Below are 18,214 nucleotides of genomic sequence, written 5' to 3' on the forward strand. Positions count from 1 at the left end.
AAAGCCCCTCGGTTAACGGTTCGGTCAATGTTTGATCATCACATGCCGCACACAGGTGTAGTCTTCCAGCCCATACATCGACATGTCCTTGCCATACCCCGAGTGCTTCTGCCCGCCATGGGGCATTTCGCTGACCAGCATGAAGTGGGTGTTCACCCACGTGCAGCCATACTGCAGGCGCGCCGCCAGGCGGTGAGCGCGGCCGGTGTCGCGGGTCCATACCGATGAGGCCAGGCCGTAGTTGGAATCGTTGGCCCATTCCAGCGCCTGCGTTTCGTTGCTGAAGCGGGTCACCGACACCACCGGGCCGAACACTTCGTTGCGCACGATTTCGTCGTCCTGAAGGGCGTCGGCCAGCACGGTCGGTTCGAAGAAGAAACCGTCGCCATCAATGGCCTTGCCACCGGTCACCAGACGAATGTGCGGCTGGGCGATGGCCCGTTGCACCAGCCCTGCGACCTTGTCGCGGTGCTGGGCACTGATCAGTGGCCCCAGTTCGGTGTCCTCGGCTTCCTGCGGGCCCGGCTTGAGGCTGGCCACTGCGGCCCCCAGGCGTTCGACGAAACGCTCGTAGATGCCATCCTGCACATACAACCGACAGGCCGCGGTGCAGTCCTGGCCGGCGTTGTAGAAGCCGAAGGTACGGATGCCGTCGATGGCGGCATCGATGTCGGCATCGTCGAACACCAGCACCGGGGCCTTGCCACCCAGTTCCATGTGCATGCGTTTCACGCTGTCGGCGGTGGCGCTGATGATGTGCGCGCCGGTGGGGATCGAGCCGGTCAGCGACACCATGCGCACCTTGGGGTGGTTGACCAGCGGGTTGCCGACTGTCTGACCGCGGCCGAAGAGGATGTTCAGCACCCCCGGTGGCAGCAGGTCCTGGGCCAGTTCGCCGAGGCGCAGGGCGGTCAGCGGGGTCAGCTCGGAGGGCTTGATCACCACCGTGTTGCCGGCAGCCAGGGCCGGGGCGATCTTCCACGCCAGCATCATCAACGGGTAGTTCCACGGCGCGATCGAGGCCACCACGCCCAGCGGGTCGCGGCGGATCATCGACGTATGGCCCGGCAGGTACTCGCCGGCTGCCGAGCCGCCCAGGCAGCGCGCCGCACCAGCGAAGTAGCGGAACACGTCGGCAATTGCCGGGATCTCGTCATTCAGCGCGGCGCTCAGCGGCTTGCCGCAGTTCTGCGATTCCAGCCGGGCCAGTTCATCGCCATGGGCTTCGATAGCGTCGGCCAGCGCCAGCAAGGCCTGCGAGCGTTCCTTGGGGCTGGTTTGCGACCAGCTGTCGAAAGCCTGGTCGGCGGCGCGCACGGCGCTGTCCACCTGGGCCTCGCTGGCTTCGTTGATCTGCGCCAGGGCACTGCCCAGCGCCGGGTTGAGCACGGTCCAGGCCGGGCCTTGGCCAGCGACCAGCTGGCCATTGATCAGCATCTGCGTTTGCATCGGGGACTCCTCCAGGGTCATTTGCCGCTGCCCGCGACGCTTTCGCCGCCACGGGTCAGGTAATAGGCGCCAAGGATTGGCAGCATGGTCACCAGCATCACCAGCATGGCGACCACGTTGGTCACCGGCACGTCGCGCGGGCGGCTGAGCTGGTTGAGCAGCCAGATCGGCAGGGTGCGTTCGTGGCCGGCAGTGAAGGTGGTGACGATGATTTCGTCGAACGACAGGGCAAAGGCCAGCATGCCACCGGCCAGCAGTGCCGAGCCTAGGTTGGGCAGGATGATGTAGCGGAAGGTCTGCCAGCCGTCGGCGCCGAGGTCCATCGAGGCTTCGATCAGGCTCTGCGAAGTACGCCGCAGGCGAGCGATCACGTTGTTGTAGACGATCACCACGCAGAACGTGGCGTGGCCGACCACGATGGTGGACACCCCGGGCTCGATCCCCAAGGTCTTGAACGCCGAGAGCAGGGCGATGCCGGTGATGATGCCGGGCAGGGCGATGGGCAGTATCAGCATCAGCGAAATGCTCTCCTTGCCGAAAAAGCTGCGCCGGTACAGCGCCGCCGAGGCCAGCGTGCCGAGCACCAGGGCGATCAGCGTGGCCAGGCAGGCCACCTGCAGTGACAGTTTGATCGCTTCCAGCACATCGGGCCGGGCGAAGGCCACGGCGAACCACTTAAGGGTAAAGCCCTTGGGCGGGAAGCTGAATGCCGCGTCTTCGGTGTTGAACGCGTACAGGAAGATGATCAGGATCGGGAAGTGCAGGAACAGCAACCCGCCCCAGGCGGCCAGGCGCAGCCCGGCCGAGGCTTTTTCAGAGTGCATCGAAGGCCCCCAGTCGCTTGACGATGGACAGGTACACCGCAATCAGCACGATCGGCACCAGGGTGAACGCAGCGGCCATCGGCATGTTGCCGATCGCCCCTTGCTGGGCATAGACCATACTGCCGATGAAGTAGCCGGGCGGGCCGATCAGCTGCGGTACGATGAAGTCGCCCAAGGTCAGCGAGAAGGTGAAAATCGAGCCGGCGGCAATGCCCGGAATCGACAGCGGCAGTATCACCTGCACGAAGGTTTGCCCAGGCCGGGCGCCGAGGTCTGCCGAGGCTTGTAGCAGTGACGGCGGCAAGCGTTCCAGCGAGGCCTGGATCGGCAGGATCATGAACGGCAGCCAGATATACACGAACACCATGAAGCGCCCCAGGTGCGAAGTCGACAGCGTGCTGCCGCCCACGCCCGGCACCGCCAGCACCGTTTGCAGCAGGGCATTCAGATGCAGCTGCTGGACGAACCACTGGGCCACGCCGCCCTTGGCCAGCAGCAGGGTCCAGGCGTAAGTCTTGACGATGTAGCTGGCCCACATCGGCATCATCACCGCTATATAGAAAAACGCCTTGGTCTTGCCGCTGGTGTAGCGCGCCATGTAGTAGGCGATGGGGAACGCCAGCACCGCACTGGCCAGCGACACCGCCAGCGCCATGCCCAAGGTGCGCAGGATGATGTCGAAGTTCGACGGATTGAACAGCGCGGCGAAATTGCCCAGGGTCAGGTCCGGCGTCACCGCCATGGTGAAGTCGTCGAAGGTATAGAAGCCTTGCCACAGCAGGTTCAGCAGCGAGCCCAGGTAGATCGCGCCGAACCAGGTCAGCGGTGGGATCAGCAGCAAGGCCAGGTACAGGTTGGGGCGCCGGTACAGCAGGTTGGACAGGCCGCGCAGTGTGCTCATGTCAGCGGCCCTCGGTTTCCTGCAGCACCGTCATGGCTTCGCGGGGCCAGTGCGCTCGGACCCGTTGCCCGGGTTGCCAGTCCTGTGCCTGCGCCTGCCAGCGGTCGTTGGCCTGGCTCACCGCCAGCAGCTGGCCGCTGTCCAGTTGCAGCTCGTAGCGGGTGGCACTGCCCTTGTACTGGATATCGCGCAGCTGGCCGCTGACCTGGACGTGCTGGCCGGCTGTGGCCGGGTCGCCGAGGCGGATGTGTTCGGGGCGGATGGAGAAGGGCGCGGGGCTGCCATTGAGCGCCGTGGCCAATTCGCCACGCACCACATTGGAGGTGCCGACGAATTCGGCAACAAAGGTGGTGGCCGGTTGCATGTAAAGGTTGCGCGGGGTGTCGACCTGCTCGATACGGCCGCGGTTGAACACTGCGACGCGATCGGACATCGACAGCGCCTCGGTCTGGTCGTGGGTGACGAAGATGAAAGTGATGCCCAGCTGGCGCTGCAGCTTTTTCAACTCGCCCTGCATCTGTTCGCGCAACTTCAGGTCCAGCGCGCCAAGCGGCTCGTCCAGCAGCAGTACCCGTGGCCGGTTGACCAGAGCGCGGGCCAGGGCCACGCGTTGGCGCTGGCCACCGGACAACTGCGCTGGCTTGCGCGCGCCGTAGCCGGCCAGGGCCACCATCGCCAGGGCTTCTTCGGCGCGGCTGTGGCGTTCGGCCTTGGCCACGCCTTTTACCTTCAGGCCGTAGGCAATGTTGTCCAGTACGTTCATGTGCGGGAACAGGGCGTAGTCCTGGAATACGGTGTTGACGTCGCGCTGGTAGGGCGGGACGCCCGCAGCCTCGACACCGTGGATGCGGATCGAACCGCTGGTGGGTTGCTCGAAGCCTGCGATCAGGCGCAGGCAGGTGGTCTTGCCCGAGCCAGAGGGGCCGAGCATGGAGAAGAATTCGCCATCGATAATGTCGATGCTGACCTGGTCGACGGCCTTGACCTCGCCGAAGGTGCGGGAAACCTGGGTGAACTGGACGGCTAGGGGCATGCATAGGCTCCGGACAACTGACTTAACCCTGCGCTGGCCTCTTCGCGGGTGAACCCACTCCTACAGGTTCATCACCGCCTGTAAGGGTGGCGCTTTACCTGTGGGAGCGGGTTCACCCGCGAAGAGGCCGGCACAGGCATTCAGGCAACCTCAGCGCCCACCCATGATCGCAATGTAATCCTGGGTCCAGCGGCTATACGGCACGAACTTGCCGCCCTGGGCTTGCGGGGTTTTCCAGAAGGCGATCTTGTCGAAGTTGTCGAAACCATTGGTCTTGCAGCCCTCGGCCCCCAGCAGCTCGCTGCCGGTGCAGGCCGCCGGCACCGCCGGCAACGAACCGAACCAGGCTGCCACGTCTCCCTGTACCTTCGGCTGTAGCGACCAGTCCATCCATTTGTAGGCACAGTTGGGGTGCTTGGCTTCGCTGTGCAGCATGGTGGTGTCGGCCCAGCCGGTCGCGCCTTCCTTGGGAATGGTCGAGGCCACGGGCTGCTTCTCGGCCTTCAGGCCGTTGACCATGTAGCCCCAGGAACTGGAGGCGACCACGCCTTCGTTCTTCACGTCGCTCATCTGCACCGTGGCGTCATGCCAGTAGCGGTGGATCAGCGGTTGCTGCTGGCGCAGCAGCTCCAGCACGGCCTTGTACTGCGCTTCGCTCAGCTCGTATGGGTCCTGGATGCCCAGCTCCGGCTTGGCCGTCTTCAGGTACAACGCCGCATCGGCGATATAGATCGGCCCATCATAGGCCTGCACGCGGCCCTTGTTCGGCTTGCCGTCGGGCAGGTTCTGCGGCTCGAACAGCACGCCCCAGCTGGTGGGCGCCTGCTTGAACACGTCGGTGTTGTACAGCAGCACGTTCGGCCCCCATTGGTACGGGGTGCCGTAGACCTGCTTGTCGACCACGTACCAGCCACCGTCCTGCAGCCGTGGGTCGATGTTCTTCCAGTTGGGGATCAAGGCGGTATTGATTGGCTGCACCCGCTTGCCCGCGATGAGCCGCAGCGAGGCATCGCCCGAGGCGGTGACCAGGTCGTAGCCGCCCTTGGTCATCAGGCTGACCATCTCGTCCGAGGTGGCGGCGGTCTTGACGCTGACCTTGCAGCCGGTTTCCTTCTCGAAGCCGGTCACCCAGTCGTAGGCCTTGTCGCTTTCACCGCGTTCGATGTAGCCGGGCCAGGCGACGATGTCCAGGCGGCCCTCGCCGGGGCCCAGGGCCTTGGGCGGTTCGGCAGCCTGCAGGCTGGCGCTGGCCAGCACGGCGCAGGCGGTTGCGCCGAGCAATGCGGTCTTGTGCACTGACATGGTGTTCCCTCTTATTGGAGATTTTGGTCGGGGCAGTCATCAAGCAAGCAGTGAAGCGATAGTCATGAACGTGGTGCGGTTATGCGCGGTATTGGCGATATCGAGTCTAGTTGGCTTTTTGCCAGCCAATGCAACATCCGGAAGCAAATCCCCCCGTGGCGATCGGGCGGGCAGGGCTTAACCTGACGGCTCCCTTGGCCAATGTGGAGACCGTTTGATGAATACCCGGGGATTGCTCGACCAGTTGCTCAAGTCAGGCCAGGACTTGCTTGCCAGCCAGGCTGGCAAGGGCAGCTCTGGCAAGCCAGGTACCAGTGCCGGCGGCCTTGGCAGCCTGCTTTCAGGTGCCGGTGGTGGCGCCCTGGCGGCGGGCGCCATGGGTTTGCTGCTAGGCAACAAGAAAGCCCGCAAATATGGCGGAAAGGCCCTCACCTACGGCGGCCTGGCCGCGCTCGGTGTGCTGGCCTACAAGGCCTACGGCAACTGGCAGGCGAGCCAGCAGGTGGCCGCCGCCGAGCCACAGACCGTAGACCGACTGCCGCCTGCCCAGGCCGAGCTGCACAGCCAGGCGGTACTTCGGGCGCTGGTTGCGGCGGCCAAGTCCGATGGCCATATCGACGAACGCGAGCGTGCGCTGATCGAGGGCGAGTTCACCCGCCTGGACAACGACCGCGAGTTGCAGCACTGGCTGCATGCCGAGCTGAACAAGCCGCTGGACCCGGCCGAAGTGGCCCGTGCCGCGCAAACCCCGGAAATGGCTGCCGAGATGTACCTGGCCAGCGTGATGATGGTCGACCAGGAAAACTTCATGGAACGCGCCTACCTGGACGAACTGGCCCGCCAGCTGCGCCTGGACCCGGCCCTGCGCCAGGAACTGGAAAGCCAGGCAAGGCTTGCCGCCGGCCAGTGATGGGGGCTGCGTTGCAGCCCATCGCCGGCAAGCCGGCTCCCACAGGGATCGCACATGCCCCGAGCTCATGCGGTCGAGGTGGGAGCCTGGCGTGCCGGCGATGGGCCGCACAGCGGCCCCAATGGCGTTGGGCACAAATGACCGGTCTGTCGGCAAGGTTACCTGGTTACCCCACATTTCAGCCGCATGAGCGCTGGGCGCCTGGGCTATACTTCGGCGATTTTTCCCGCTCGTTGTGATTTCCTGAGGGCTGAATGTGAAGAACTGGACCTTGCGCCAACGGATCCTGGCAAGCTTTGCCGTGATCATCGCCATCATGCTGCTGATGATCGTGGCCGCCTACTCGCGGTTGGTGACCATCGCATCCGCCGAGCAGGCAGTGGGGACCGACAGCATTCCCGGCCTCTACTACAGTTCGATGATCCGCAGTGCCTGGGTCGACAGTTACGTCACCAGCCAGCAGCTGGTGGGGCTGTCCAACCACCGCGAATTCACCTCGGCCGACACGGAGCTGTTCAAGAGCTTCCAGGACCGCCTGAAACAGCACATGGACAGCTACCAGGGCACCATTCAGGATGATGACGACCAGGCGCGCTTCGACACCTTCATCCAGATGAAAGATGCCTACCTCAAGATTGTCGACCAGGTGCTGGAAGCCTATCGACAGCGCAACTACGCCGAAGCCCAGCGGTTGATCACCGATGTGCTGACCCCGGCCTGGATCGAAGGCCGCAAGCACCTGAACGAAGTGATCGAGCACAACCGCGCCTCCGCCGACGCCGACACCAACGAGATTGTCGGCGCCGTGAGCACGGCCAAGGGCAGCATGATGGTTTCGCTGCTGCTGGCGATCATCGCCGCCGGTATCTGCGGCCTGTTGCTGATGCGCGCCATCACCGCGCCCATGCAGCGTATTGTCCATGCCCTCGACAAACTGCGCTCAGGTGACCTGAGCATGCGCCTGAGCCTGGACCGCAAGGACGAGTTCGGCGCCATCGAAAGCGGCTTCAACGAAATGGCCGAGGCCCTGGCCAACCTGGTGGCCCAGGCCCAGCGTTCGTCGGTGCAGGTGACCACCTCGGTGACCGAAATCGCTGCAACCTCCAAGCAGCAGCAAGCCACCGCTACTGAAACGGCTGCCACCACCACCGAAATCGGCGCCACCTCACGGGAAATCGCCGCCACCTCGCGTGACCTTGTGCGCACCATGACCGAAGTCACCTCGGCCGCCGATCAGGCCTCCAGCCTGGCCGGTTCCGGACAGCAGGGCCTGGCACGCATGGAAGAAACCATGCACCAGGTGATGGGCGCCGCCGACCTGGTCAACGCCAAGCTTGGCATCCTCAACGAAAAGGCCAGCAACATCACCCAGATGGTGGTGACCATCGTCAAGGTTGCCGACCAGACCAACCTGCTGTCGCTCAACGCTGCCATCGAAGCGGAAAAGGCCGGCGAGTATGGCCGCGGCTTTGCCGTGGTGGCCACCGAAGTGCGCCGCCTGGCCGACCAGACCGCCGTGGCAACCTATGATATCGAGCAGATGGTGCGCGAGATCCAGTCGGCGGTGTCGGCCGGGGTCATGGGCATGGACAAGTTCTCCGAAGAAGTGCGCCGCGGCATGTTCGAGGTGCAGCAGGTGGGCGAGCAGCTCAGCCAGATCATCCACCAGGTGCAGGCGTTGGCGCCGCGCGTGCTGATGGTCAACGAAGGCATGCAGGCCCAGGCCACCGGTGCCGAGCAGATCAACCAGGCGCTGGCCCAGCTCAGCGATGCCAGCACCCAGACGGTCGAATCACTGCGCCAGGCCAGTTTCGCCATCGATGAGCTGAGCCAGGTGGCCGCTGGCCTGCGTGGCGGCGTTTCGCGCTTCAAAGTCTGACTGCGATGAACGACTTGCAACCGCGTGCCGCGCGGGCGGTCAACGCCAAGGGGGTGTTGTACCTGCAGTTTCGCATCCGGGAGCAACGCTTTGCCCTGAGCGTGCACGAGGTGATCGAGGTGCTGCCGCGCCAGCCGCTCAAGCCGATTGCCAAGGCGCCTGCCTGGGTCGCAGGCATACTTGCACACCGGGGCTTGCTGGTACCGGTGGTTGACCTGGCGGCATTGAGCTTCGGCCAGCCTGCAGCGCAGCGCACCAGTACCCGCCTGGTGCTGGTGCACTACCGAGGCGGCCTGCAGCTTGGCCTGATCCTGGAACAGGCCACCGAAACCCTGCGTTGTCACCCCAACGAGTTTCAGCCCTATGGCGTGGACAGCGCCGAGGCCCCGTACCTGGGCCCGGTGCGTCAGGATGAGCAGGGCTTGCTGCAGCGCATTGAAGTCAACGACCTGCTGCCCGATGCCGTGCACGAGTTGCTGTACGCGGATGATCCGACAGGGATGCCGACATGAACGAACAGCATTTCTTCCGCTTCTTGCGCGAACGTATCGGCCTGGATGTGGAGTCGGTGGGCGCGCCCATGGTCGAGCGTGCGCTGCGCCAGCGCTGCGTGGCCGTGAACGCTGCGGACCTGGATGATTACTGGCTGCACCTGCAACAGTCGATGGATGAGCAACAGGCACTGATCGAAGCGGTCATCGTCCCGGAAACCTGGTTCTTCCGTTACCCAGAGTCCTTCACGGCCTTGGCCAGCCTGGCGCACAAGCGCCTGACCGAGCTGGCCGGGGTGCGCCCGCTGCGTTTGCTCAGCCTGCCTTGCTCGACCGGCGAGGAACCCTATTCGCTAGCCATGGCCTTGCTCGATGCCGGCATTGCGCTGGGGGCGTTCATGATCGACGGCATGGACATCAGCCCCAGTTCCGTGGCCAAGGCCGGGCAGGGCGTGTACGGCCGCAATGCCTTCCGTGGCAGCAACCTGGGCTTTCGCGAGCGTTACTTCGATGCTTTGGAGGAAGGCCACCTCCTGCATGAACGGGTGCGCGAGCAAGTCAGCCTGCAGGTGGGCAATGTGCTCGACCCGGCGCTGGCCAGCCGCGATGGCCTTTACGATTTCGTGTTCTGCCGCAACCTGCTGATCTATTTCGACGTGCCGACCCAACAACGGGTGTTCGAAGTGCTCAAGCGCTTGTTGCACCCTCAGGGTGTGCTGTTCATCGGTCCGGCCGAAGGCAGCTTGCTGGCGCGATTGGGCATGCGCCCGCTGGGGATTGCCCAATCGTTCGCCTACGTGCGCCAAGAGGAGGGCGGCGCCGCGCTGGCTACCCCCCCGGTCCAGCCCTTGCGGCGCACGCCGTCCGCACTGGCCAAGCCAGGCTATCCGTTACCGAGCCCAGCGTCGTCGCGCCCACTGCGGGTGCTGCCTGTGGCTGCCAAGCCAGCGCCAGCGCCAGCGCGCGAGCACAAGCGCGAGGCGGCAAGCGAGTTGCTGGCCAGCATTGCCCGGCTTGCCAATGCCGGTGCCAGCGACCAGGCCCGTGCCGAATGCCAGCGCTACCTGGACCAGTTCGCGCCTTCGGCACAGGTTTACTACTGGCTGGGGCTGCTCAGCGATACCGAAGGCGATGCCCAGCAGGCACTGACCCACTATCGTAAAGCCCTGTACCTGGAGCCGCAGCACCCCGAGGCGCTGGTACACCTGGCGGCGTTGTTGGCGGCCCAGGGTGACTTGGCCGGCGCTCGGCGCCTTCAGGAGCGCGCCGCGCGGGTTGGCCGGGAGTCTGAACGATGAAGGAATCCGCGATGCAGTTGCTCGCCGAGGATGACGCGCACATCGACGATTGCTGGAACCGCATTGGCGTACACGGCGACAAGCAGTGCCCACTGCTGGAACGTCACGTTCACTGCCGCAACTGCGAGGTATATGCCGCAGCGGCCACACGCCTGCTCGACCGCTACGCGCTGATGCAGGACCATCAGGCTGCCGTGGTGTCGCCAGTCGAGGAAAGCACCGGCCGCTCCATGCTGCTGTTCCGCCTGGGCGAAGAGTGGCTGGCGCTGGCCACCGCCTGCCTGGCCGAAATTGCCCCGCTACAGGCGGTGCATTCGCTACCGCACCAGCGCTCGCGGGTATTGCAGGGGGTGGCAAACGTGCGCGGTGCGCTGGTGCCGTGCCTGTCACTGGCCGACCTGCTGGGTGTACAGGCCCGCGCTGCCGAGCAACGTGGCGGCCGGGCGGTGCCACGCATGCTGATCCTGGCTGCGGAGGGTGGCCCGGTAGTGATGGCGGTCGAGGAAATCGATGGCATTCACCGGCTCGACCCGAAGCTTCTGGGCAGCGGCCAGGATGCCTCCCGCTTCACCGCAGCGGTGCTGCAATGGCGTGGCCGCAGCGTGCGGGTGCTGGACGATCAACACTTACTGTCTGCCGTGCAGCGGAGCCTGTCATGACCCCAGAGCAAATGCGCGACGCATCGTTGCTCGAACTCTTCAGCTTGGAGGCCGAGGCGCAGACCCAGGTGCTCAGCGCCGGCCTGATGGCGCTGGAGCGTAATCCCACGCAGGCCGACCAGCTCGAGGCTTGCATGCGTGCGGCCCACTCGCTGAAGGGCGCGGCGCGGATCGTCGGGGTGGACGCTGGCGTCAGCGTCGCCCATGTCATGGAGGACTGCCTGGTGGCCGCCCAGGAGGGTCGCCTGCGGCTGAGCGCCGAGCATATCGACGCCCTGCTGCAGGGCACTGACCTGTTGATGCGCATCGCCACGCCTGGCGATGCCGGTGCGCAGGCGACTCTGCCGGTGTTCCTTGCGCAAATGGCCAACCTGCTCGACCCGGGGGCGGCAGCCGTGCCCCCCGCGCCGCCAGCCGTGCCAGCGCAGCCGGAAGCGCCGGGGCAAACCGCACAAGAGGAACCTGTGCCGCTGCCTGTCGAACCCTTGGAGCCTGAGCCCGAGCCGGCCCCACGTCGCAAGGCCGGCAAGCGCACCGGCGAAGGGACGGAGCGGGTGCTGCGAGTGACCGCCGACCGCCTCAACAGCCTGCTCGACCTTTCCAGCAAGTCGCTGGTGGAAACCCAGCGGCTCAAGCCTTACCTGGCGACCTTGCAGCGTCTCAAGCGCATGCATGGCCAGGGCATGCAGGCGCTTGACGGCCTTCGCATGCAGCTGGAGGACAGTGGCCAGAGCAGCGAGGTGCTCGAAGCCCTGGCACAGACCCAGCGCCTGCTGGCGGAAACCCAGCAGATCCTGCAGCAGCAAGCTGGCGACCTGGACGAGTTCGGCTGGCAGGCCAGCCAGCGCGCACAACTGCTGTACGACACCGCGCTGGCCTGCCGGATGCGGCCGTTTGCCGATGTGCTGACCGGCCAGAGCCGCATGGTGCGCGACCTTGGCCGTTCGCTGGGCAAGCCGGTGCGGCTGCTGGTAGAGGGGGACAAGACCCAGGTCGACCGTGACGTGCTGGAAAAGCTCGAAGCACCGCTGACCCACCTGTTGCGTAACGCGGTCGATCACGGCATCGAGCTGCCCGAACGGCGGCTGCTGGCGGGCAAGGCGGAGGAGGGGGTGATCCGCCTGCGGGCCTCGCACCAGGCCGGTATGCTCAGCCTGGAATTGATCGACGACGGTGCTGGCATCGACCTCGAGCGCTTGCGCAGCAGCATTGTCGAGCGTGCCCTGTCGCCCGCCGACACGGTGGCGCGGATGAGCGAGGAAGAGTTGCTGACGTTCCTGTTCCTGCCCGGTTTCAGCCTGCGCGACAAGGTCACCGAAGTGTCCGGTCGCGGCGTGGGCCTGGATGCGGTGCAGCACATGATCCGTGAGCTGCGCGGTTCGATCGAACTGACCCAGTTGGCCGGGCAGGGTTGCCGTTTCCACCTGCAGGTGCCATTGACCCTGTCGGTGGTGCGCAGCCTGGTGGTCGAGGTGGGCGGCGAGGCCTATGCATTCCCGCTCGCTCATATCGAACGCACGCTCGAAGTGAGCGCCGAAGAGATCGTGCAGATCGAAGGCCGCCAGCACTTCTGGCACGAAGGCCGGCACATCGGCCTGGTCGCGGCCAGCCAACTGCTCAACCGCCCGGCCGGGCAAACGCAGGAGAACAGCCTGCGGGTGGTGGTGATTCGCGAGCGCGAGCAACTGTACGGCGTGGCCGTGGAGCGCCTGGTGGGCGAGCGGGTGCTGGTGGTGATGCCGCTCGACCCACGGCTGGGCAAGGTGCAGGACATTTCTTCCGGTGCCTTGCTCGACGATGGTTCGGTGGTGCTGATCATCGATGTCGAGGACCTGCTGCGTTCGGTGGAGAAACTGCTCAGCACCGGCAGCCTGGAACGCATCGAACGCGGCAGCAGCGGAGCCCGTGGCGTGGCGCGCCAGCGTATCCTGGTGGTCGACGATTCGCTTACCGTGCGTGAACTGCAGCGCAAGCTGCTCGGCAACCGCGGTTACGACGTGGCCGTGGCGGTGGATGGCATGGACGGCTGGAACGCCTTGCGTGGCGAGGACTTCGACCTGCTTATCACCGACATCGACATGCCGCGCATGGACGGCATCGAACTGGTCACCCTGGTGCGCCGCGACCAGCGCCTGCAGTCGCTGCCGGTGATGGTGGTGTCCTACAAGGACCGTGAGGAAGACCGACGGCGTGGCCTGGATGCCGGCGCCGACTACTATTTGGCAAAGGCCAGCTTCCATGACGACGCGTTGCTGGATGCTGTGGTTGAGCTGATCGGAGGTGCTCAGGGATGAAGATCGCCATCGTCAACGACATGCCCATGGCCGTCGAGGCGCTGCGCCGGGCAGTCGCCTTGGAACCGGCGCACCAGGTGGTGTGGGTGGCCAGCAATGGTGCCGAGGCGGTGCAGCGCTGCACCGAGCAGCAGCCAGACCTGATTCTCATGGACCTGATCATGCCGGTCATGGATGGTGTCGAGGCCACCCGGCGGATCATGGCCGAAACCCCATGCGCCATCGTAATCGTCACGGTCGACCGCAAGCAGAACGTGCACCGAGTGTTCGAGGCCATGGGCTACGGCGCCCTCGACGTGGTAGACACCCCGGCGCTGGGCGCGGGCGACCCCCGTGAAGCGGCGGCGCCACTGCTGCGCAAGATCCTCAATATCGGTTGGCTGATCGGCCAGCAGCGGGCGCCCGCCGCTCGCCCGGTGGCCACGCCGCTGCGCGAGGCTTCCCAGCGCCGTGGCCTGGTGGCGATCGGCTCTTCGGCGGGTGGCCCGGCGGCGCTGGAAGTTTTGCTTCAGGGCCTGCCGGCGGCGTTTCCGGCGGCCATCGTGCTGGTCCAGCATGTGGACCAGGTGTTTGCCGCAGGAATGGCCGAATGGCTCAGCAGCGCCGCCGGGCTGCCGGTGCGTCTGGCCCGTGAAGGCGAGCCGCCGCAGCCGGGGCAGGTGTTGCTGGCCGGCACCAATCACCACATTCGCCTGCTACAGAACGGCCAACTGGCCTACACTGCCGAACCTGTCAATGAAATTTACCGACCCTCGATCGATGTCTTCTTCGAGAGTGTGGCGCGCTATTGGGCCGGCGATGCGGTGGGCGTGTTGCTTACCGGCATGGGCCGCGATGGTGCCCAGGGCCTGAAGCTGATGCGCCAGCAAGGCTTCCTGACCATTGCCCAGGACCAGGCCAGCAGTGCGGTGTACGGGATGCCCAAGGCTGCCGCGGCTATCGATGCCGCGGTAGAAATCCGCCCGCTGGAACGCATAGCCGGGCGCTTGATGGAATTTTTCGCAAAATGACGAAGTGTATTGAATCACGCCGCCAGGCCGGTAGTGATCGGGTGAACAGGTATGAATGATTTACCGATCGAAGGTTTCACGACCCCCAACGAGAACTCGGCGATGGTGCTGCTGGTCGACGACCAGGCCATGATCGGCGAGGCGGTGCGGCGTGGCCTGGCCAACGAAGAGAACATCGACTTCCACTTCTGCGCCGACCCGCACCAGGCGGTGGCCCAGGCTGTGCGCATCAAGCCTACGGTTATCCTGCAGGACCTCATCATGCCTGGCCTGGACGGGCTGACCCTGGTGCGTGAATACCGCAACAATCCGGCGACCCAGGACATCCCGATCATCGTTCTGTCGACCAAGGAAGACCCGTTGGTCAAGAGCGCAGCCTTTGCTGCCGGGGCCAACGATTACCTGGTCAAGTTGCCGGATACCATCGAGCTGGTGGCGCGCATCCGCTATCACTCGCGCTCCTACCTCACCCTGCTGCAGCGCGACGAGGCCTACCGTGCCTTGCGCGTAAGCCAGCAGCAACTGCTCGATACCAACCTGATGCTGCAGCGGCTGATGAACTCCGATGGCCTGACCGGGTTGTCCAATCGCCGCCACTTCGACGAGTACCTGGAACTGGAATGGCGCCGGGCCATGCGTGAGCAGCAGCAGTTGTCGCTGCTGATGATCGACGTCGACTACTTCAAGGCCTACAACGACAGTTTTGGCCACCTGGCCGGTGACGAGGCCCTGCGCCAGGTGGCCGAGGCAATCCGCGGCTCTTGCTCGCGGCCGACCGACCTGCCGGCGCGCTATGGCGGCGAGGAATTCGTCCTGGTATTGCCCAACACCTCGCCGGGTGGGGCACGCCTGATGGCCGAGAAGCTGCGCCAGACCGTGCTCGGCCTCGGCATCCCGCACACCGCGCCGGTCCCCGACTCGTATCTGACAGTCAGCATTGGTCTGGCCACCCAGACTCCGTCCATCGGCAGCCATAGCCGGCAGCTGATCTCGGCTGCCGACAAAGGCCTGTACCAGGCCAAGAATGGCGGGCGCAACCAGGTTGGCATCGCCTGAGCCCCTGAAAACTGCACGGCCCCTGTGGGAGCGGGCATGCCCGCGAACAAGGCGACGCAGTGGATGGCACCGGCTTTGCCGGTGTTCGCGGGCATGCCCGCTCCCACAAGGTCCGCGTGATTTCTCAATGTCGCATGCTACCGCCCGGCGGGTCTGCCGCCCTGCAGCGGACTCGGTTATACTCGCAGGCTTTTCACCGAATTCGCACGAGAGCTGCCCGCCCATGGAAATCCAACCGATCCTGAACACCATCAAGGACCTCACCGAGCGTTCCCAGTCCATTCGGGGGTATCTTTGACTACGATCACAAGCATGACCGCCTGATCGAAGTCAACCGCGAACTGGAAGACCCTAACGTCTGGAACAAGCCCGAGTACGCCCAGGCCCTGGGCCGCGAGCGTGCCATGCTGGCACAGGTCGTCGAGACCCTGGACAAGCTGTCCGGCGGCCTGGCGGACTGCCAGGACCTGCTCGACATGGCCGTCGAGGAGAATGACGAAGGCGCCGTCGGCGACGTCGTGACCGAACTGGAAGGCCTGGAAGAAAAACTGGCCCAGCTCGAGTTCCGTCGCATGTTCAGCGGCGAGATGGACATGAACAACGCCTACCTGGACATCCAGGCCGGCTCCGGTGGTACCGAGGCGCAGGACTGGGCCAACATCCTGCTGCGCATGTACCTGCGCTGGGCCGACAAGCGTGGTTTCGATGCCACCATCATCGAGCTTTCCGAAGGTGAAGTCGCCGGCATCAAGGGCGCTACCGTGCATATCAAGGGCGAGTACGCCTTCGGTTGGCTGCGCACCGAGATCGGCGTGCACCGCCTGGTGCGCAAGAGCCCGTTCGACTCCGGTGCCCGTCGCCACACCTCGTTCTCGGCGGTGTTCGTGTCGCCCGAGATCGACGACAAGGTCGAGATCGAGATCAACCCGGCCGACCTGCGTATCGACACCTACCGTTCCTCCGGTGCCGGTGGTCAGCACGTGAATACCACCGACTCGGCGGTGCGTATTACCCACGTACCGACCAACACCGTGGTGGCCTGCCAGAACGAACGCTCCCAGCACGCCAACAAGGACACCGCCATGAAAATGCTGCGGGCCAAGTTGTACGAGCTGGAAATGCAGAAGCGCAACGCCGCCTCGCAGGCGCTGGAAGACAGCAAGTCGGACATCGGCTGGGGCCACCAGATCCGCTCCTATGTGCTGGATGACTCGCGTATCAAGGACCTGCGTACCGGTGTCGAGCGCAGCGACTGCCAGAAGGTGCTGGACGGCGACCTCGACCAGTACCTGGAAGCGAGCCTCAAGCAGGGGCTGTAAACCGCATACAACCGCCGCGGTACCTGGCCTGGGCCGGTATCGCGTGCCCTGCCCGAAAGGGGCACCGAACACCTGATGGAAAGAATGACGAAATGAGCGACCTCAAGACCGAAGCGCAAGACCTGCAACAGGAAGAAAACGCCCTGATCGCCCTGCGCAAGGAAAAGCTTGCCGCCGAGCGCGCCAAGGGCAATGCCTTCCCCAATGACTTCCGTCGCGACAGCTACTGCAACGACCTGCAGAAGCAGTATGCGGACAAGACCAAGGAAGAACTGGAAGCTGCAGCGATTCCGGTCAAGGTTGCCGGCCGCATCATGCTCAACCGCGGCTCGTTCATGGTCATTCAGGACATGACCGGCCGTATCCAGGTCTACGTCAACCGCAAGACCCTGTCGGAAGAGACCCTGGCCGCGGTCAAGACCTGGGACCTGGGCGACATCATCAGCGCCGAAGGTACTCTGGCCCGTTCCGGCAAGGGCGACCTGTACGTCGAAATGACCAATGTGCGCTTGCTGACCAAGTCGCTGCGCCCGTTGCCCGACAAGCACCACGGCCTGACCGACACCGAGCAGCGCTACCGCCAGCGTTACGTCGACCTGATGGTCAATGAAGAAACCCGCCACACCTTCCGCGTGCGTTCGCAGGTGATCTCGCACATTCGCAAGTTCCTCATCGAGCGCGACTTCCTCGAAGTCGAGACGCCGATGCTGCAAACCATCCCGGGTGGTGCCGCGGCCAAGCCGTTCGAAACCCATCACAACGCCCTGGACATGGCCATGTTCCTGCGTATTGCGCCGGAGCTGTACCTCAAGCGCCTGGTAGTTGGTGGCTTCGAGAAGGTGTTCGAGATCAACCGCAACTTCCGTAACGAAGGCGTTTCGACTCGTCACAACCCTGAATTCACCATGCTCGAGTTCTACCAGGCCTACGCCGACTACCGCGACAACATGGACCTCACCGAGGAACTGTTCCGCGAGCTGGCGCAGCTGGTACTGGGCACTACCGATGTGCCGTACGGCGACAAGGTGTTCCACTTCGGCGAGCCGTTCGCCCGCCTGTCGGTATTCGACTCGATCCTCAAGTACAACCCGGAGCTGACCGCTGCCGACCTGCAGGACGTCGACCGCGCCCGCGACATCGCCAAAAAGGCCGGGGCCAAGGTGCTGGGCCACGAAGGCCTGGGCAAGCTGCAGGTGATGATTTTCGAAGAGCTGGTCGAGCACAAGCTGGAGCAACCGCATTTCATCACCGAGTACCCGTTCGAAGTGTCGCCGCTGGCCCGTCGCAACGACGACAACCCGGCTGTTACCGACCGTTTCGAGCTGTTCATCGGTGGCCGCGAGATTGCCAACGCCTACTCCGAGCTCAACGATGCCGAAGACCAGGCCGAGCGCTTCCTTGCCCAGGTGGCCGAGAAGGATGCCGGTGACGACGAAGCCATGCACTACGACGCCGACTTCGTCCGCGCCCTGGAGTACGGCATGCCACCGACTGCTGGTGAAGGCATCGGCATCGACCGCCTGGTGATGCTGCTGACCAACTCGCCGTCGATCCGCGACGTGATCCTGTTCCCGCACATGCGTCCGCAGGCCTGAGTGAATTGAACGAGCCGCCTTTCGAGGCGGCTTTTTCTTGCCTGAAGCTTTATGTTGTCAGTACCGGCCTCTTCGCGGGCACGCCCGCTCCCACAGGGACCCCACAGGTCCTTGCAGGTGTGGTTTCCCTCGGGAGCTGTTTTGCCAGCCATCATAGGCCTGCACAGGTCCTGAATGTGGTGAGGTCCCTGTGG

At 64.6% G+C, this 18,214-nt stretch carries 15 protein-coding genes; 10 read left to right on the top strand and 5 right to left on the bottom strand.

Annotated elements, in window-relative coordinates; all coding sequences use genetic code 11:
- Positions 1-24: 24 nt before the first annotated feature.
- From V3314_RS09205 to ydcS, 5 genes are all read right to left on the bottom strand, one after another.
- Entirely contained in the window at positions 25-1,449 is a 1,425-nt protein-coding gene (locus V3314_RS09205; RefSeq protein WP_046616094.1) for a gamma-aminobutyraldehyde dehydrogenase, read from the bottom strand.
- 17 nt (positions 1,450-1,466) lie between these two features.
- Positions 1,467-2,273: an ABC transporter permease gene (locus V3314_RS09210; RefSeq protein ID WP_338460157.1), complete on the bottom strand. Its 807-nt coding sequence runs from the start codon at positions 2,271-2,273 to the stop codon at positions 1,467-1,469.
- Positions 2,263-3,174 carry an ABC transporter permease gene (locus V3314_RS09215; RefSeq protein ID WP_338460158.1) on the bottom strand — a complete coding sequence of 304 codons (912 nt, stop codon included), beginning with the start codon at positions 3,172-3,174 and terminating at the stop codon, positions 2,263-2,265. The genes V3314_RS09210 and V3314_RS09215 overlap by 11 nt, the downstream gene beginning before the upstream one ends.
- A 1-nt stretch (position 3,175) precedes the next feature.
- Positions 3,176-4,207: an ABC transporter ATP-binding protein gene (locus V3314_RS09220; protein WP_046616097.1), complete on the bottom strand. Its 1,032-nt coding sequence runs from the start codon at positions 4,205-4,207 to the stop codon at positions 3,176-3,178.
- Positions 4,208-4,357: 150 nt separating this feature from the next.
- On the bottom strand, positions 4,358-5,509 hold the full coding sequence (ydcS, locus tag V3314_RS09225) for a putative ABC transporter substrate-binding protein YdcS (protein WP_046616098.1): 1,152 nt from the start codon (positions 5,507-5,509) through the stop codon (positions 4,358-4,360).
- A 217-nt stretch (positions 5,510-5,726) separates the two neighbouring features.
- Here ydcS and V3314_RS09230 point away from each other — a divergent pair, with 217 nt between their 5' ends.
- The 10 genes from V3314_RS09230 to lysS all read left to right on the top strand — a co-directional run bounded on the left by V3314_RS09230 (position 5,727) and on the right by lysS (position 18,020).
- Entirely contained in the window at positions 5,727-6,419 is a 693-nt protein-coding gene (locus V3314_RS09230) for a tellurite resistance TerB family protein (RefSeq protein ID WP_085601940.1), read from the top strand.
- Between the two features lie 256 nt (positions 6,420-6,675).
- A complete protein-coding gene (locus tag V3314_RS09235) occupies positions 6,676-8,298 on the top strand; it encodes a methyl-accepting chemotaxis protein (protein WP_046616100.1) in 1,623 nt (540 codons plus the stop codon).
- Positions 8,299-8,303: 5 nt separating this feature from the next.
- A complete protein-coding gene (locus tag V3314_RS09240; RefSeq protein WP_135001692.1) occupies positions 8,304-8,810 on the top strand; it encodes a chemotaxis protein CheW in 507 nt (168 codons plus the stop codon).
- A complete protein-coding gene (locus V3314_RS09245; RefSeq protein WP_338460159.1) occupies positions 8,807-10,087 on the top strand; it encodes a CheR family methyltransferase in 1,281 nt (426 codons plus the stop codon). The genes V3314_RS09240 and V3314_RS09245 overlap by 4 nt, the downstream gene beginning before the upstream one ends.
- Positions 10,084-10,746 carry a chemotaxis protein CheW gene (locus V3314_RS09250; RefSeq protein ID WP_085601943.1) on the top strand — a complete coding sequence of 221 codons (663 nt, stop codon included), beginning with the start codon at positions 10,084-10,086 and terminating at the stop codon, positions 10,744-10,746. Before V3314_RS09245 ends, V3314_RS09250 begins: the two co-directional genes overlap by 4 nt.
- Positions 10,743-13,040 (top strand): hybrid sensor histidine kinase/response regulator, encoded by a 2,298-nt coding sequence (locus V3314_RS09255; RefSeq protein WP_338460160.1) that lies wholly within the window; start codon positions 10,743-10,745, stop codon positions 13,038-13,040. Before V3314_RS09250 ends, V3314_RS09255 begins: the two co-directional genes overlap by 4 nt.
- Positions 13,037-14,050, top strand: a complete 1,014-nt coding sequence (wspF, locus tag V3314_RS09260) for a Wsp signal transduction system protein-glutamate methylesterase WspF (RefSeq protein ID WP_046616105.1) — start codon at positions 13,037-13,039, stop codon at positions 14,048-14,050. The genes V3314_RS09255 and wspF overlap by 4 nt, the downstream gene beginning before the upstream one ends.
- A 51-nt stretch (positions 14,051-14,101) precedes the next feature.
- Complete coding sequence (gene wspR, locus V3314_RS09265) at positions 14,102-15,106, top strand: Wsp signal transduction system regulator diguanylate cyclase WspR (protein ID WP_046616106.1); 1,005 nt, start codon at positions 14,102-14,104, stop codon at positions 15,104-15,106.
- Positions 15,107-15,329: 223 nt separating this feature from the next.
- Positions 15,330-16,425 (top strand): peptide chain release factor 2 gene (prfB, locus tag V3314_RS09270; RefSeq protein WP_108480361.1). Its coding sequence is split into 2 segments (ribosomal slippage): positions 15,330-15,401 and positions 15,403-16,425, totalling 1,095 coding nucleotides; the frame shifts between segments, so codons are not numbered across the junction.
- A 92-nt stretch (positions 16,426-16,517) separates the two neighbouring features.
- Positions 16,518-18,020, top strand: a complete 1,503-nt coding sequence (gene lysS / locus V3314_RS09275; RefSeq protein ID WP_046616107.1) for a lysine--tRNA ligase — start codon at positions 16,518-16,520, stop codon at positions 18,018-18,020.
- Positions 18,021-18,214: the final 194 nt, after the last annotated feature.

Source organism: Pseudomonas sp. TE3-3-F2023 (assembly GCF_036784815.1).
GTDB classification, from domain to species: Bacteria; Pseudomonadota; Gammaproteobacteria; order Pseudomonadales; family Pseudomonadaceae; genus Aquipseudomonas; species Aquipseudomonas pudica.